7 protein-coding genes are annotated in these 19,076 nt (G+C 43.2%); 1 reads left to right on the plus strand and 6 read right to left on the minus strand.

The window, feature by feature from the left end:
- Positions 1-109 precede the first annotated feature (109 nt).
- The 6 genes from B2Z67_RS09675 to B2Z67_RS09700 all read right to left on the minus strand — a co-directional run bounded on the left by B2Z67_RS09675 (position 110) and on the right by B2Z67_RS09700 (position 14,908).
- Entirely contained in the window at positions 110-2,797 is a 2,688-nt protein-coding gene (locus B2Z67_RS09675) for an MG2 domain-containing protein (RefSeq protein WP_291529620.1), read from the minus strand.
- A 169-nt stretch (positions 2,798-2,966) separates the two neighbouring features.
- Positions 2,967-3,893 (minus strand): BT_3044 domain-containing protein, encoded by a 927-nt coding sequence (locus B2Z67_RS09680; protein ID WP_291529621.1) that lies wholly within the window; start codon positions 3,891-3,893, stop codon positions 2,967-2,969.
- 37 nt (positions 3,894-3,930) lie between these two features.
- Positions 3,931-5,949 carry a RagB/SusD family nutrient uptake outer membrane protein gene (locus B2Z67_RS09685; protein ID WP_291529622.1) on the minus strand — a complete coding sequence of 673 codons (2,019 nt, stop codon included), beginning with the start codon at positions 5,947-5,949 and terminating at the stop codon, positions 3,931-3,933.
- A 15-nt stretch (positions 5,950-5,964) separates the two neighbouring features.
- Positions 5,965-9,048 (minus strand): SusC/RagA family TonB-linked outer membrane protein, encoded by a 3,084-nt coding sequence (locus tag B2Z67_RS09690; RefSeq protein ID WP_291529623.1) that lies wholly within the window; start codon positions 9,046-9,048, stop codon positions 5,965-5,967.
- A 38-nt stretch (positions 9,049-9,086) separates the two neighbouring features.
- Complete coding sequence (locus tag B2Z67_RS09695) at positions 9,087-10,412, minus strand: IPT/TIG domain-containing protein (protein ID WP_291529624.1); 1,326 nt, start codon at positions 10,410-10,412, stop codon at positions 9,087-9,089.
- Between the two features lie 620 nt (positions 10,413-11,032).
- Positions 11,033-14,908 carry a hybrid sensor histidine kinase/response regulator transcription factor gene (locus B2Z67_RS09700; protein WP_291529625.1) on the minus strand — a complete coding sequence of 1,292 codons (3,876 nt, stop codon included), beginning with the start codon at positions 14,906-14,908 and terminating at the stop codon, positions 11,033-11,035.
- 841 nt (positions 14,909-15,749) lie between these two features.
- Between B2Z67_RS09700 and carB the strand changes: the two genes are divergently transcribed.
- Complete coding sequence (gene carB, locus B2Z67_RS09705; protein ID WP_291529626.1) at positions 15,750-18,965, plus strand: carbamoyl-phosphate synthase (glutamine-hydrolyzing) large subunit; 3,216 nt, start codon at positions 15,750-15,752, stop codon at positions 18,963-18,965.
- Positions 18,966-19,076 lie beyond the last annotated feature (111 nt).

Consider the following 19,076-nt stretch of genomic DNA (forward strand, 5'->3'; position numbering starts at 1 on the left):
TAATTATGAACAGCTACTTATGCGAATATAGTTAATAGAAAGATTGCTTCTTTGGTTTATAGTAATATCTTTTAAAGAATTAACATTTGAATGTCTTATATAGATAAAGTCAATAAGAACCACTGTGCCGCGATATTACCTTCTCTCCCGAATAAATAAGGTTGCCCGAGGTGCAGACACCTTCTATCACTACCCCATAATCGGCAGCAGAATCGGCTGTATAGAAACTGACATGAGCCATTCCCGATTCGTCAACCTGCACATTCGGATTCCAGTATATCGTAGAGCGCAAGTCGGGCGTGGTAGATTCTTTCTTCGCCTTTGTGTCATACGCCGGTGAATAAAACTCTACCGTCTGCTGATAGCCTACACTTGCAACAGTCTGTATGTTGCTGTTCATTTTGTTTTTCTGCACAAATCCGTTTTTCGTAGTGACTACGATGGCGCCATTCATCGCAGCCGCCCCGTAAAGAGCGCCGACAGAGGTGGCAGGAGAGTAGAAAACATCTTTAATGTCGTCCACATTCAACATGTTAAAGTCAAAGTTTTCTTCGGGTATATTATCCAACAGTACCATGAGCGGAGCATTTCGATAAAATACCTCCTCATTACGGACAGTGATGCCCGGCAAGCGCCGCAACAGGTCGAAGACAGAGAGGAAATTCCCTTTTTTTACATCCTCCTCCGTCAGTACCTTGGAAGTGGCAACCGAATAAAAGGGAGATTCCGTCTTCCGAACCTGCCCTCTCCTGGCTGTCACTATTACTTCTGCCAGATTATAGACTCTCATTCCATTTTCTATCGTGTACTTCTGGTCCATCTTTGCCATAAAGTATTCTTCTATATGCGGTTTCTTAAAGCGGGGAATAAATCCGAACCGGGGAGCAGGAAATGATTTATAAGGTTCCAGCTCTATAAAGACTTTTGAAGACCCTTTTTTGCTAAGAGCCTGAACTATATACTGAGTGCCATTGGGGTATTCCAGCCCACTGAACACGAACCTCCCATCCCGGCCGGGCTTTGTCAGCTCTGTCCCAATGAGTGAGTCTTTGACGGCAAGTAAAGAAATGTTCCCATCTTTCAGTACAGAGAAAAAGCCTTCTACTTTGCCGGATACCTCATCGCCCAACTCCGGGCTGTAGGCCAGGGTATGCGTCACGTTGCCTTTCAGCACCTCCGGAATGTTGTATTTTCGCCAGCCTTGTGTCATCATCAACAAATCCAGGGCGTAAGAAGAACTGCGGTTATCGTGCAGGTAGCTCAATGGCGATTCAATGTATCCTTTAAGATCAGAAGTGAGCAATAAAGTAGAAACGATGTTGGAAACAGTGTCCGGTTTCACATCTGTTTTATCGACAACAGCCAGCGAGAAGTTGCCCGGCATGGGACTCCCGTTTATATCCTTGACGTATATATCCATCTCTACCTTCTCTCTTGCCAGGTAGTTTTCGCGGTCGAGCCTGACTTCAGTCTGCGCCAGCGCACCCTCTTGCATGGAAAAAACGAGGCGCTCGCTCAGAATGTTTCTTCCTTCATCAATCAGCAGGAAGTGTACGATTCCTGCAGGAAAGAAGTCTTTTTCAAAATCAACATAAGGTTGCCTGCCATCCCAGGGCTGCGCATACAGAACGATGCCACGCAAATGAGCTACCAACATCAACGAAGTCCCCAACGCAGTATCAGGTGATTTGGAAAGGCTCACCCGCAAATGGTTTTTAGCCCAAAGCGTGTTCAGAGAGATAGCATCCGGAGAGGGGGCGGGCAACTCAAATTGCTTGGAAATACCTGTTCCGTCAGTGCAAACGGCATGATACTTTTTCCCGGGAGCGTAATACATCCGGAAACTCCCCATACCCAAATGGAGACTTTTAAAGTCAGCACATACCTGACCTTCGTCGTCAAGTACCTGACCTTCTATTTCTGTAGACAAGCCATCGGCGTCAATCGCCTTGAATGCCATTTTAGTTGTGGTAGCCTGGGCTGCATGGCCTCCTTCGGGGAAGAAAGCCACGTCAAAGGTTTTGCTTAATTCGGGGATTCTGAAGTAGCGGTTGGAAATCTTGCTGTCGTACACTGTTTGCAGCAAGAAGGTGCGCGAGGCGGGAATCTCTTTTCCCTTGAAAGTATAATGAGCTTTTTCTCCTTCAAAGGTTAAGACTCTTCCTTTCTTGTCCCTGTCTCCATCGGGAAAAAGAAGAACCTGTGTAGGGATGACGGACCGGTTGTCCGGCTTGCTGAGGAAATTGATTTCCGCATGAATGTCGTTTTTATCGGCAGAGAAACTGATTTCCGGAGAAATGGCTTCGGACACGGGGTCTGATACATAAATCAATTTATGGGAGAAATACGCTTCGTCCATATTCTGCATAAACCGGGTATAGGCTCTAAGGGAGTAATTTCCCTCCGGCAGGTCTTCGCCCAATGGGATATGTCCATAGAAACCACCCAAAGAGTCCGGTCTTATTTTTACTCTCTCCACCAGGTTGCCCAGCGGATTCACTAATTCCACATATACATACCGGCTGGCATTGGCTTGCTTCAGCATAAGAGCATCCACCAAGTGCGCTCTGAACCAAAGGGTTTCACCGGACATATAGATGCCACGGTCCGTCTGAAGATAAATCTTCTCCTGCGGGAAATGCGACAACTCTTCCCAGAACAGATTTTCAATAGTATCTGATACTATTTGTTGGGTACGAATGCTATCGCCATGCGAAACAGCCCAAAGATCCAAAGATGCCGTCAGGCAGCATAACGCAACAATCAATTTACTAAAGCCATTTGAAATAGTTCCCATAATCTTTTTGCTTAATTGTTTATGTTTTATGCATTATAAACACATTCTATGATTTTGCAAAAAGTGGCGCTTCTCACGAAGCACCACTTTCTTAAGCTAGTGGTAATAAAAAATGTAATTCTAGCTTTTAAACTTTCACTTAACGTTATTTCCTTAAACTATTAATCTCTTAATAGTCATATTTCCGATTTTCTTCCATCCAGTCGTTTATTATACGTACTTCATCATTATTCTTACGCTCCCTGTACACAAACCCTCTGGTCTTCTTCAGGATACCGTCTTCTTCGAAAGTGTACCACAAATCGTACACTTCCATTTCCGGATAGTATTTACCACCGCCACTGACCAGTTTAAATTTGTCCCAAGGATTCAGGGTTACCGAATTGTCCGGGTTGACAGTGATATTAAAACAAAAGTCCGGTCTGTAATCGGTTGTTCCTTTCACCCATTCGTTCTTCTGATGATACATGCGCACTGTATTACCATCTACCACCGCCTGCAAGGTGCGAGGCGTCTTATAGATGATAGAATCTTTCGGATTGTCGGCAGGCTTAATCACACCATCCATGTAATAAAGACCCGAATAATCATTCATCAGATTCAAACGAATCAGAACCACCGTATCTTCCTTCGCCAGTTCGAAGTGAGAGGTTTCTTCCAACTTAAACGCAAGCATATAGAGTGAATCTATATGTAAAGAGGCCGGATCAATGTTAATAGGATACAAACCGTATGTTTCACCTTTCTTTACCACCGCATTTTCTTGCGGAAAGCTATAGACACCATTTGCCAACGTACGGTACATGATATCGTCTGACACCCGTTCTCTTTGGTTGTAGTTCTCAATGCTGGAAGGGGACTCTTTCACTTTGACTGTCACATCCATTTTTGTTGGCTGCGAGCCACTGATAGCCACCGACGCATATATGGTATCCCATGCATAACCGAGATTCAGATTCTTATTTATAATCCTGTTTCTTGCGCCAACAAGATAAACCGACTCAGGATATAAATCCTCATTCATAGGTATCCTACTATCGCAGCCCACCATACAGATGGTAAGTAAGGCAAGCAATAAAAATGCTATTTTTCTCATATCATTTTAAGTTACTAAGTTTTTAATATGTTACCGTTTACCATCCCGGATTTTGTACCAGTTTACCATTCTTTCTCAATACATTTCTGTCGAGAGGCCATAAGTACATTTTGTTAGAGAACATGCGCTTCATGGTTTGTTCGGTATTCCAGATTCTTTCCGTATAGAATTGGGCACGTTGTGATTCTCTGGCACTTACATCCAATCCTCTGATAGGCTTGTTGTAGGCATCATACGCATCTTTCCAGCGGCGCAAATCCCAATAACGCTGACCTTCGAAAGCAAATTCAATCAGCCTTTCATGCTTAATCAATTCTCTCATCCTTGATTGGTCTGCCGCATCCGCAGCAGTGATTCCCGGCTGGCCGGCACGATACCGAATCTGATTGAAATAGCTTACCATTTGGTCAACATCCCTCGTAACCGTTACCTGCGCTTCTTCGTCGGTGTAGGAACCATCCATTTCATTCATCGCCTCCACATAACCCAATAAAGCTTCAGCATAACGGAACAACGGATAAGTTTTTGCTTTTACCACTCCTTCCCATACAATGCAATCATCCTGATGTACATACTTACGATTGGTATAGCCAGTTCTGTTTCTTTCATTATTGTTATTCAGATTGGAGCCACTGCCTCCAAAATAGTAATCGGCCACATAATTTCTGGTACCTGCCGACAGACCGCTACGGTGAGACGTTGAAGGCCAGATACAGGCATTAAAACCAATAGTGGCATAAAAACGCGGCTCGCGACCGTTATCCCGATGCGCTCTTAATCCGGAAAGCTGGTAATCCTGAGAGAACGTTGCATCCTGTCCCACTGCATCCCCAGACTTTTCTTCCGGAGTAGCTTCACTGAACGCCCTTCCATCTGCCATACGATACTCGTCAATCAAATCCAAAGTTACACTAAACATGGCATTTCCATATACCTTGGAAGGCATGACAAGGCGATAATCTCCATATCCGTTTCCAACGACCATACTGTTCGGAATATAAGAGATATACTCTTTTACGACATAAGGCTGAAGAGTACCGTCAAACAGTGTTTTGTATGACTTATAAGCATCTATATCCCCGGATCCATCAGGGAAATTAGCATCGGACACAGTGGCGGGAAGAGGCCATGTTCCCGTACCTCTGTCGTTATTTAGTTTGCTCACCGTATGAATGGCATATTTCCTCATATCAATAATCCGCTTGAACGTAGCGGCAGCTTTCCCCCACTTTACTTTATCTTCAGTTTGGGAAATGAAGTTTCTTCCCTGGGTATCCTTCCAGTCGGCATAATAGCTGTTTCCGTTAAAGAGAGGACTGGCGGCATAAAGCTGCATACGCGCTTTGAATGCCAGGGCAGCGCCCTTGGTAGGCAGGTATTGCAATGCTTCTATTCTGTCAATAGGCAACAAGCTTGCCGCCATCTCAAAGTCGGCACACACTTTTTCCATGCATTCATCGTAAGTGGAACGTTCAAAAGAAGCGCTTGCCACACCTTCATCCGTATCAAAAGCACGATCGGGAAGTATCACCACCGGTCCGTACAATCTTACTAAATAGAAATAGAAGTAAGCCCGCAGGAAATAAGCTCTTCCCTTGAAATCGCGCATTTCCATTTCTGTAAGTTCTCTGTTTTTCGATATGTTTTCTAAAACGATGTTGGTTTTACGTATTCCTTTATAACAAGTTGGCCACGGATTGTATCTCGTATTTGTTTCCGTTACTTCATCATAAAGTATCGCATTCCCATTCCATATATACGGAACGATTGCTTCATCCGTTCCCAGCCCAGTGGGCAATGTCGGACTTTCTCCCCAATCATTACCCGTAAGTCTCGATTCATTAGGAAGCAGAGCAGCTGCTCCATTGATGTATTCTTCTGTTCTGGCGCGGGAGAGGAAAATGGAGTCGAGCGTAGTCTGATCATATACATATTTTTCAATGTCCAAGTATTCTTCGCATGAACCGAATACGAAACTTGAGCCAAAAACAACGGCTATTATGGCAATTTTGCCAAGAAGCCCAAATTTTCTTTTATAATTTCCAAGTTTTATCATAATTGACATATTTCATTAGAATGAAAGATTAAGTTGCAAGGTATAGACCCGTTGGATAGGATAAACTGTCCCATTTCTATAAGCCTGTGAAGGATCCAGGATTTTCTCTTTAGACCATAGAGCCAGATTATCGCCAATCACACTGATCACTGCTTTCTGAAGACCAAACTTCTGGAGCATTTTACTCTTTGCTGTATAAGAAATTTGTACATTCTTCAACCGGAGATAACTACCATCAGACAGCCAGAAACTAGACTCTCGACTGTTATTGCCGCTACCTCCATAGTAAAGTCGGGGATACTTGGCATTCGGATTCTCCGTAGCCGGATTACCGGAAATTTCACGGGAAATCCAGCGATTTGCCGGATTGGCAAAATCCGTAATCACATTACCTGCATTACCTGCGGCAAACGGTTGATACATATAACCACCCTTGAAATAAGTAACGCGGCTTGTTCCTTCAAACAAAATGCTCACATTCAGGTTCTTCCAGTTGAATTCCGTGGCAAATCCATACTGTATTTGAGGCACGTTAGAATACTTCAACGGTACCACGTCGTCATCGTTCACAACTCCGTCGCCATTGATATCTTTATACTTGATATCGCCCGGCAGGTAGCTGCCAAATTCCTGACGGGGACTGTTGTCTACATCTACTTGGTCTTTAAACAAGCCCAAGGCTACCAATCCTCTTCTGATTTCATTTTGATATCCTACAGCCGTTTGGTAAGGATATCTCTTGAGGTCTTCTTCAAAATTGGTAATTTCGTTCATGGACTGTGTGTAGTTGGCACGCACCACCAGGTATTTATCATCGGTACCCAAAGGCTGTGTGTAAGCGATAGTACCATCCATACCCCAGCTCTTCATTTCGCCCACATTCGCCCAAGGCAACGATACAAGCCCCATTTCCTCAGGCACACTCTGACGTTGCTGATAAATACCCGAACGTTTATCCTTAAAGAAATCGACAGTCATATCAAACCGTTCGTGGAAGAAACGCATATCAATACCTATATTCGATTTTATAGCTTTCTCCCATCGCAAGTTGTTGGATCCCACTTGTGTCTCCGTTACGCCAGAACCGTTATTCCAAATGCCGGATCCTGTATAACCTATCAAAGTCAAATACGGGAAACGTACCGAATCGTCCCGAGTAATGCGGTCGTTACCTACCACACCATACGAAGCTCTGATTTTGAAGTAGTTGATGAAATTGTTCTTATCGCGGATAGATCTATACTGCGTAGGAGACCATCCAACGGAAACAGCCGGGAACCAACCGAACTTCTTGCCTTTCTCGAAAGCTTCCGAACCGGTGTATCCCACATTAAATTCAGCCATATAGATATCATCATACGAATAAGAAAAACGACTTGAATAGCTATTGTAACGTTTAGGAATAGCAGTTAGCAACCGCCTGAATTTGGATGCCTCGTAATCGCTCCAATCGGCCTTAATCAAACCACCCACACGATGAACTTCATTAAACACGCGGTCGTAGTTAAGGCGGAATTCGAAGTAAATTTTACGATCGTTTTCCCTTTCATTGATGAAAGAAGGGTCTGTAGCATCAGACATCTTTTCCATATCAAGTGTCCCATCGCGTTTACGGCCATGGGCATAATAAATAGCCGGCGATTTTTGACGAATTTGTGTCAATGAGCTATTGACGTCGATGTTAACCAATCCTGCAATACTAAGCCCGGGAGTAATCGCTTTCAAATCCTGGTTGAGCTGCATTGTTATTTTATTGTTGTTGGCAAAGAGTTGTCTATACCCCGTCGAATTCAATAATACATAAGGACTGATTTCAGAATGACCCACCCCGTAACCCGGAGCCTGCCCGGTGGTGTACATCAACGGAACTGTAACGGGTGTGAGATAAGCTTGCGCTTCCCACAACACCCCACTATCGTTTCCATATCCCGGATAATTCTGGGTAACGATAACAGTTTCTTCATTTAGCGAAAGAGTAGTAGTAGGAGTGACATTCACATCTACATTGGCACGGAAATTGAATTTATTGTAATTTACGTTTGTGTTATATCTGTTTACGCCTTTATCTTGCTTAAAAATGGCGTCCTTTGTTGTAAAACCGGTACTGATGTAATAGCGGGCGACCTCTCCACCACCCGATGCGCTCATAAAATATTGTTGATTCCAGGTATAGTCTTTCAGGATCACATCCCGCCAGTCCACATCCGGATGAAGATCTGGATCCATGTGATTGGCAAACAAGCCTAAATCCACATCTGTGTAAACAGGAATACCTCCGCGCGTTACAGATGCTTCGTTGGCAAGTGCCGCATATTCTGCCGCACGTACATATTCAGGCATATGCGGAGAATAAGAAAGACCGGTGTTCGCCTTTACCTGCAGGTTCAGCTTTCCGGCTTTACCCTTCTTGGTAGTTACCAATACCACACCATTGGCACCACGCACACCGTAAACGGCTGTAGAAGAGGCATCTTTCAAAATAGAAAAGCTTTCGATGTCTTCAGGGTCAAGTGTGTTCAGGTTTCCCTCAATACCGTCAATCAGTACCAACGCACCCTGTCCGGCGCCAAATGTACTGATACCACGTACCCAGAATTCAGAGAAGTCGTTGCCCGGCTCACCGCTACGAGTAACGGAGATGATACCCGGAACACGTCCTCCAAGCATATTGGTTACCGATGAAGCAGGCGTCTTCAGTGTAGCTACTTCGACTCCGGTAATGGCGCCTGTTACATTGATCTTTTTCTGCACCTTACCCGATGCCGTAATCACAACTTCATCCGTCATGTTAGAACTCTCTTTCAGTACCACACGCATGCGCTCGTCGCTTTTAGTCATCCGGATTTCCAGCGGATCATATCCTACGTAGGATACAACCAACGTGTTTCCGGCCTTTATTCCTGACATTCTGAAACGACCGTCAATATCCGTGATGGTACCCATAGAGGGTACTTCCTTTACAGAAACCGATACTCCGATTAAGGTTTCACCTTTCTCGTCCATAATCGAACCCGAAGCTATCACAGTCTGCTGTGCATAAGCTGAATTCATAGAAGTCACCCATGCCACAAGAAACAGTAGTATATATTTTATCTTCATTTTTGATTCTTTTTATATTATTCTTTTTACTATTTCCATCACTCAATAGTCATTTTTCTGACTACTCTCGAATTACCATCTTCACCTATGTAAAAGTTTTCATCCGAATCGAGAGCAATACATGCCGGACTGTCCAGATATGCATCGGTAGGATATCCGTTCACCATTCCTCTTTCATCAGGATGTCCTGCCACCAGGGAAACGAGTCTTCCTTTGATTTTCACAATGCAATGTCCACCTTTGCAACATACATATAATTCACCTGCACTATTAACAGCCATTCCCCAAGGCGCCCTGAGCATCGCATCATTCAGTCTATCTCCAAAGGCGGTCTTATTATCAAACCGGAAGCCTGCATAACGTTCTACCTGCCATGCTCCTGAGGTGTCTTTCCAGAATTTAAGTATACCATTGTTTTCGGGATAGGAAGCAAAAAAACATTTATCGAATTTGCTGTAAGTCAGGAAACGCACACCCTGACCCGTATTTATTCCTTCATAAGCCGGATATATCTTTGCATCTGCATTAAATAATTTGACGGAACTTTTTCCCTCCAAATCAATCTCAAAAAGACCGTTTCCCGACAACATATACAGGTAACGGTTATCTTCAGCATAAGCTAAATTCCCTATATTATCATTAACGGAAGGAACTGTGAGACCTAAAGAATTGATAGTCCAGCCATCTTCGCGAGAAGCCGTATATATATCTCCGTTCCACCAGGATACAAGGGCTACTTTTGTTCTTGAGTTATCTACTGCAATGGTGCCCATGTAACCAATGTTAATAAGTCTGGTCATCACCATGTCTTCCAGTGACACAAACAAGGTTCTGTCATTCCATTGGCCTGCAGTAATGATAAAGTTATCACTTTTTGCCCCTGCCACGGTCACTATACCTGTAGCTTTACCAATGCGCGCCTCATCCAGCGGTCCTTCTATCCAAGTATCACCCGTATTAAACTTACCCAATACGGTTGTGATTGATTGGGTTTGATAGTACTTGAATTGAGCATTTGCAGATGTGTACTTCTGGCCGGCTACTTCTACTGACACTTCGTTGATACCGGGCGCCTGTTTTGGAACCAGTCCATACAGCTCGCGCCCGTTATTGTTTACTATAACAGCCTCTTTGTCGGCGAAATAGACCTTAACCTGTGCGGTGTCAACCGGAAAGTTTCCTCTGATAATGAAAGACTCGTTGATTCTTCCCCAGTCAGGTGACATGGATTCAAATGCGATAGGTTTGCCCGAATTATAGTAATTACCTATTTCAGGCCATTTCTCAATTACTTCTTCGCCATTACAACCTGCGAATAGTAAGCTTAAGAAAAGAAAAACAAAATAAAGTTTGTTACTTTTCATAATATTCTAATAGTGGGGTTCTGTGTTTCTCATTGAATAATAGTAGCAATTGGCACCAGTCCCCTTTAAATGTCAAGACTACTAAAAAACGATTTTTGGTTTTGCAGTTCAGCGTGGTTACTTTAACTGTCATCATCATACCTTCGTTTCATAAGATCAAACTGAATTAGATTTTAATATGGCAATAACTTTGTGTACCGATTTACTTTCCGTAAACCGGCACACAAATGTATAGAAGTGTATATTAAACACTTATTGATTTTAGATATTTATTTTCTAAAATTAGATATTTAACAAAGGGCTGAAGCTGTGTATATCAGGCACTTATTGATTTTAGATATTTATTTTCTAAAATTGGATATTTAACATATAAAAAAGGAGGAAAAAGAAGAAAAGTCATTGTGTTAAGTAGCTGTTCATAATTAGTATAAACTAATTATGAACAGCTACTTAAGCTGCCAAACTAATTATTGTTTTCCCTGAAAGGCGGAACTCAAGTACAAGATATAACCTGCATTATTCATACTGTAGGCTATAAGCAGGAGTAACTTGCTTCTCCTGAAGTATGAATAATGCAGGTTAAAACTTTGGTAGAGTAAACTCAGAGGTGCAAGTTCTTCTTATACCTCTGTAGGAGACTTCCCAAAATGCTTTTTAAATACTGTACTGAAATACCCTCTGACATAACCACAAAGTTCGCTAACTTCCATAATAGTATATTGCCGGGATTGGAGTAATTCCATCGCACGGTTTAAGCGAATCGTTTTAATAAAGTCGTTAGGCGACTGGCCTGTCAACGCCTTTATCTTCTTATATAAGAGAGAAGGACTCACATGCATTTCCATTGCAAAGCTATCTTTTCCAAAATCAATGTCCTGCATATTGTTATAAATAACTTCAACTGCTTTTTTAATAAAAACATCATTGAAATCATTGGATAGGATAACTTGTTTAGAATCTTTTTCCTCCTCAACCAATTTCAAGACCTTTTCTCTGACAATCCCCCTGTTCCTTATGAGCGACTTTATCCGTTGTTCCAGAAGCGACATATCAAAAGGCTTTGTGATATAATCTTCTGCTCCCAGCCCCAAACCTTCCAATTGGTCGCTCTTATCACATTGTGAAGTCAACAAGATTACCGGAATATGCGAAGTCTCAAAAGTCGATTTAATCAGCCTGCATAACTCAAAGCCATCCATGCCGGGCATCATTACATCCGAAATAATTAACTCCGGAGATTTCTCTTGCAGCAACTCCCACGCTTCATCTCCATCATTGGATTCCAACACAGTGTATTGTTCCTCAAAAAAACACTTCAGGAAGTTCCGCAGGTCCTTGTTATCATCAACTATCAATATGGATTTCTTCCTTTCATCCTGTTCATCTTCTTTTTCGCTGCTATCAGACTGATTACATGCCCTCCCCTCTGACACTGCCCTTTCCATATTCTCATATCTGGCAGGTTTCGTTTCTGCCTCCTCTTTTTTATAAGGAATGGTTATTTTAAACGAAGCCCCTTCATTCTCTTTACTGTTGAAAGAAACTTTTCCGTCGTGCATCATAACATAGCTTTTTACCAACAACAAGCCGATGCCGGACCCCACCATGCGGGAATTAATTTTGTTATCTCCTCTGTAAAACTCCTTAAACAGTTTCTTCTGGGCGTTATCCGAAATACCCAATCCATAATCCTTCACCTCCAAGCTCCAGTATTCTTCGCCGCAGTCCAGCATAAGCTCTACTATGCTATTAGCATGAGAATACTTAATGGCATTGGACATCAGATTATCAACCACCTTTTCTATTTTCAACTCGTCAACCGCCGACATGTAAGACTTTCTGTTGGAAGAAAACTCTAACGTAATATTCCTTTTCCCGGCTGTCGATCTGAACATTGTTTTCCGGCGATATACCAAATCGACGATGTCCGTCATTACCAAAAACAGTTGTCCCTTGCCCATATCAACCTTCTGAAAGTCCAGCAACTGAGTTGCAACATTAGATAAACGCTCGGACTGCTCCGTAGCCAGGTGCAGATAATAATGCCCTTTCTCCGATAATTCTTTTTCCTTATTCAACTCATGAATAGGTGCGTTTATCAATGTAATCGACGTACGGAGGTCATGCGCCGTATTCGTAAAAAAGCGGATCTTATCCTCTGTATGGCGCTGTTTCAACCGATTGATATAGAACTTCAGGAAAAAAGTTATGATACTCAGAATGATGATGGACAGAACCAGGCGGAACCACCATGTTTGCCAATACAGAGGAATCACGTGTATATCCAGCGTACGTTCGTCAACCACCTGGGAGAGCGAATTGTCATACATCCTGATTTTCAGTTTAAAGTCCCCGTTCGGAATGTTAGTATAGGTTATTATCCGCTGATTGGACGGATGAGACCAGTCTGTATCGAATTCTTCCATCTTCCAGGAGAACTTGATTTCTTTAGAGGAAACACCGATAGGTAATATTTCAAGTGTCAACGTATTCTGGTCGTACCTGAATGAAAGTTCCTTTTGTTCATTTACCGGTATTCCATGCAATAAGCCGGGGCTTTCTTTGATGGAACGGCCGGAGATATTGATATTCTGAAAGAATATCCGTCCGTTAGCCAGAGAGCTATATAATTTATTGGGGTCGAACATTACCGCCCCGTTATTCGTACCCCACACCAACTCGCCATTGCTTAATTTACAACCGGCACTTACATTGAACGAAACAGTAGAAAGGACTGATGTGGAATAATAAGTATATACGGTACCATCATCCGGATTATACCGGCATAGCCCGTTCTCTGTTCCTAACCATAAATAGTCATTATCGTGTATGACACTATTTATATAATTGGAAGGAAGTCCTGATTCCGTAGTAATTTTCCGAATCTCGCCAGTGTTATAGTTACAGTGCAAAAGACCATCGCCACAGGTTCCCACCCATATATTATTGCCTACTACCAAAACATCTTGTGCAAGACATTCACCCAAATAACTGATCCCTTCTGTTTCCTTATCCAACAAAAGCAGCCCGTATGTACAGGCCAATAGCATTTTACCCGGAGAGAATTCCATAAATGTACGGACAGGCTGCGCTGTATATGAACGGAAACGGTTTTCTTTTGCCAGATAACAAATCACATCCTGCATTCCACCAATCCAGATATCACCCTCACTATCCTTATATATATTCATTATAAACTTGCCGCCGGACTTCAAATCGGCAGAATATTGAGGATAATGTGCCAATTCCTTACCCGTGTTCCGGTCTAATACATAGAATCCGGATGAAAAAGTACCGGCCCAGATATTGCCTTTGTTATCTTCGCACAAAGCAAGAAACACCTGAGCCTCTTCTTGCTTATTTCGATAATAAACGTCCCATTTATTGGCAGCTACCCGCCATCTGCTTATACCGTTATTGGTGGCGAACCATATATCTCCCTTGCTATCTTCTAATATCTTATTTACATTGTTGTTTCCTAAAGAATTGGCATTATTTACCTGATGAATAATCTGGTTGATTGAAGGAGACTTACGGTTGAAAAAGGATAGCCCGCCTGTATATGTAGTGATCCAAACCCTCTTATCGCCATCACAAAATATATCATAAACTCCGTCACCTCGAAGAGACAACGGGTTATCAACATCCTCTTTAAAGATATTCAAAACATCCTCCCTGTACTTATCCAATTCCCATACTCCTTGCCCGTCAAACCCAATAAAGAGTGTTGAATCGGAGCCTTGCTCTATGACTTCGATAGGCTGTTTGGGACAGTTCTTTATAGGAAATGGTGACAACTGCCCCTTCTTTATATCATAACAAAACAGCCCGTCGGTAGAAGTACCTATCCACAAGGTATTCATACTTTTGTCGTAAAGAATATTACTTGTCCGGATAGCGCCGTTAATCTTGTACAAAGACTTACGTTCCAATGTTTTGGTATCTAACAAATCAATATAATCCTGGGTTGCGATAAAAAGATGATTTTCATTATTAAAGTATATAGACTGCATATAGCTCTCTTCTTTATCTATTCGCTTAATTGTTCCATCTTTGTATCTGCATAAACCGCCGGATGTAGGTATCCACAAGGTATGCTGATTATCAATAACAATTTTACCGATACTCAGAAAGTTATGATCCAACGTAACTCTAAGGTCAAAAAGAAAATCAAAACTATCGTATAGTTCATTATAGCGAAAAAATTGCCCGTTATTGGTATAAGCTATTAGAATCGAATCATTATATGCCAGTCTGACGGTTATTACATTGGCTGTTTTGTAGGGTAATTGATAGATTCGATAGTTACTTTCTGTTATTCTCAAGACTCCGGTTTTTGAAGATGCCCAGATGAAGCCATTCTCATCTTTACAAACAGAAGCCATTTCTCTCATCGAAATGCCGTATTTGGCATTAATGCTATAGAAATTCACATGCGAGGGATATGTATCCAGCGCACAAATGAAGATAAATAATGTGGTTAATCGTGTTCTCATACTTGTGATGTGTTTAATACTTGCAAACTTACATAATTTTTTTTATGTTTTATACCGGTTAAATAAAGAAAATAGTTTTTTTCTTTATTTTGCATCCTCAGATTTAAAATGTGAGAAACTTACTCTCATGAATGATACCAGAACCCTTCTTCTCATAATCAGCCATTGTTTTCTTATGAAATTAATATTGTTTTCTTATGATAGTAATGATGTTCGTGATTACAGCTAATGATAAAATAGTTTCTCCCTAACCTTGAGGAACTCTCTCCTTAGGGATGAAAATGGTTGAGGCTCGTAGAAAAGTTCATCTCCAGTCTGGAGATGCACATCTCCAAGTTGAAGATGTGCATCTTTAGGCTGGAGATATACATCTCCAGAGTGAAGATGAACTTTAGAGCCTGGTTGAGAAAAGTTTGGTAATAGGTTTATTGTAGTTTTGTAGTAGGGGAGGCGACTTTGTAACTAATGGCGTCCGGTTTGCTTGTAAGTGTTCAGTTACAGTGAAACAAGTTTGGCTTCAATACATCATTAATATAGAACTAATTTGATGCGTCTGCCCTGATTACTTAAACGATAATTTGCTTATTACTGAAATTAGTAGTTACTTTGCGCAAATTTTAGAGTAGCAATGCGATCATACGGGAAAGGAAGTAAATATTATCTGTGTTCGAATGCCTGTCATTCGTTAGCCGATGATTTTTCTTTCTCTGAGAAAAATATTATTAGCTTTTGGGTAATGCGTTAGTCCTTGTTGGGTAACGCATTTTTTTTTATGTCCCAATGTGATAGCAGGAAACTAAAATGTAACAGGAAGAAACTTAATAGACAACAAGAGAAATATATGGAAAAGAATTTGAAAAAAGTGTTAGTCTTGGGTTCAGGTGCACTCAAGATTGGTCAGGCCGGGGAGTTCGACTATTCCGGTTCGCAGGCGTTGAAGGCGTTGCGTGAAGAAGGTATCAGTTCTGTATTGGTAAATCCCAATATTGCCACCATTCAGACTTCGGAAGGTATTGCCGATAAAGTTTACTTCCTGCCGGTTACGACTCACTTTGTGGAAGAGATTATTAAGAAAGAAAGCCCTGACGGTATCCTGTTGGCTTTTGGCGGACAAACTGCGCTGAACTGCGGCGCCGAGTTGTACACAAGTGGTATTCTGGATAAGTATGGCGTACGCGTGCTGGGTACTTCGGTAGAAGCCATTATGTACACCGAAGACCGTGACCTCTTTGTGAAGAAACTGAATGAAATTGAGATGAAGACTCCCGTCAGCCAGGCTGTGGAGACTATGGAAGATGCGATTGCAGCGGCCGAACGCATCGGCTTCCCGATTATGGTTCGGTCTGCTTACGCATTGGGCGGCCTGGGTAGCGGCATCTGTCAGGATAAGGAAGAATTCTTGAAACTGGCTGAAAGCTCTTTCGCCTTCTCTAAGCAAATTCTTGTAGAAGAGTCTCTCAAAGGATGGAAAGAAATAGAGTTTGAAGTAATCCGCGATGCCAACGACCACTGTTTTACCGTGGCAAGCATGGAAAACTTCGACCCGCTGGGCATCCATACGGGTGAGTCTATCGTAGTTGCACCCACTTGTTCGCTGACTGACTATCAGGTGAAAATGCTGCAAGACCTCTCTACGAAGTGTATCCGCCACCTGGGCATCGTAGGCGAATGTAACATCCAGTATGCGTTCAATGCCGAAACGAATGACTATCGCGTTATCGAGGTGAATGCCCGCCTGTCCCGTTCTTCCGCTTTGGCATCCAAGGCCACGGGTTATCCGTTGGCATTCGTTGCCGCCAAGATAGCGCTGGGCTATACGCTCAACCAGATTGGAGAAATGGGTACTTCCAACTCTGCTTACGTAGCTCCGCAACTGGATTATCTGATTTGTAAGATTCCTCGTTGGGACTTGACGAAGTTCGTAGGCGTCAGCCGCGAAATAGGTTCCAGCATGAAGTCCGTAGGTGAAATCATGTCCATCGGGCGCTCCTTTGAGGAAATCATTCAGAAAGGTTTGCGTATGATAGGCCAGGGTATGCACGGGTTTGTGGGTAACGACCTGCACTTCGACGACCTGGATCGTGAACTTTCGCGTCCCACCGACTTGCGCGTCTTCGCCATTGCCGAGGCTTTGGAGAATGGGTATAGCATTGACCGCATCTTCGACTTGACAAAGATTGACCCCTGGTTCCTTGGCAAATTGAAGAATATTGTGGACTATAAGCAGAAACTTTCCCAATATAATAAGGTGGAAGATATTCCTGCCGATGTATTGCGCGAAGCCAAAGTGCTTGGTTTCTCAGACTTCCAGATTGCACGTTTCGTTCTGACCCCGTCGGGTAATATGGAGAAGGAAAACCTGCAAGTGCGTGCACGCCGCAAGGAACTGGGCATCTTGCCCGCCGTGAAACGCATCAATACTGTAGCTTCCGAGCATCCCGAACTGACTAACTACCTGTACATGACGTATGCCGTGGAGGGTTATGACGTGAACTATTATAAGAATGAGAAGTCGGTAGTTGTACTGGGTTCAGGCGCTTACCGTATCGGTTCTTCCGTAGAGTTCGACTGGTGCTCGGTGAATGCAGTGCAGACTGCACGCAAGCTGGGTTACAAGTCCATCATGATTAACTACAACCCCGAAACCGTATCTACCGACTATGATATGTGCGACCGTCTTTACTTCGATGAGCTTTCCTTTGAACGTGTACTCGATGTTATCGACCTGGAACAGCCCCGCGGCGTAATCGTGTCCGTAGGCGGACAGATACCGAATAACCTGGCAATGAAACTTCACCGCCAGTCAGTGCCCATCCTGGGAACTTCCCCCATCTCCATCGACCGTGCCGAAAACCGTAACAAATTCTCTGCCATGCTCGACCAACTGGGAATTGACCAGCCGGCTTGGCAAGAGCTTACCAGTCTGGAAGATGTGAAAGGCTTTGTAGAGAAAGTAGGTTATCCCGTACTGGTTCGCCCGTCGTATGTGCTTTCGGGCGCTGCAATGAATGTGTGCTATGATGAAGAAGAGCTGGAGAATTTCCTGCAAATGGCTGCCGAGGTATCCAAAGAGTATCCGGTGGTAATATCCCAGTTCTTGCAGAACACGAAAGAAATAGAGTTGGACGCTGTGGCGCAGAATGGTGAAGTAGTGGAATATGCTATCTCCGAGCATGTGGAGTTTGCCGGCGTACACTCCGGTGACGCTACGTTGGTATTCCCGGCGCAGAAAATTTACTTTGCTACGGCACGCCGCATCAAGAAGATTGGCAGGCAGATTGCAAAAGAACTGAATATCTCCGGCCCGTTCAATATCCAGTTCCTGGCGCGTAACAATGAAGTGAAAGTTATCGAATGTAATCTCCGTGCATCCCGCAGTTTCCCGTTTGTGTCCAAAGTCCTGAAACGTAATTTTATTGAGACGGCTACCCGCATCATGCTCGATGCTCCTTATACACGTCCCGACAAGTCGGCATTCGATATCGACTGGATTGGAGTGAAAGCTTCTCAGTTCTCTTTCTCTCGCCTGCACAAGGCAGACCCGGTATTGGGCGTGGATATGTCTTCCACGGGTGAGGTAGGCTGTATCGGCGACGACTTCTCCGAGGCATTGCTGAGTGCGATGATTGCTACCGGTTTCCAACTTCCTGAGAAGGGCGTGATGTTCTCTTCCGGCGCTATGAAGTCGAAAGTCGATTTGTTGGAGTCCAGCCGTATGCTTTCTGATAAGGGTTATAAGATTTATGCGACGGCAGGTACTGCGGCATTCCTTAACTCTAATGGCGTATCAGCCGAAGCGGTTTACTGGCCCGATGAACGTTCCGATGCCGAGAACAATGTGATGAAGATGATTGCCGAACATAAGTTCGACCTGATTGTGAATATTCCGAAGAACCACACCAAGCGTGAGTTGACGAACGGTTATCGTATCCGTCGCGGCGCTATCGACCATAATATTCCGCTGATTACGAATGCTCGTCTGGCAAGCGCCTTTATCGAAGCATTTTGTGAACTGAAGCTGGAAGATATCCGGATAAAGAGCTGGCAGGAATATTGATGGTTAATTTAGTGATTAGTGATTAGTGATAAGTGATAAGTGTTTAGTGATAAGTGCTTAGTGATAAGTGCTTAGTGATAAGGATTAGTAAGAGTATCTCTATTCTCCTCC

Source organism: Bacteroides sp. UBA939, assembly GCF_002293435.1.
GTDB lineage: Bacteria > Bacteroidota > Bacteroidia > Bacteroidales > Bacteroidaceae > Bacteroides.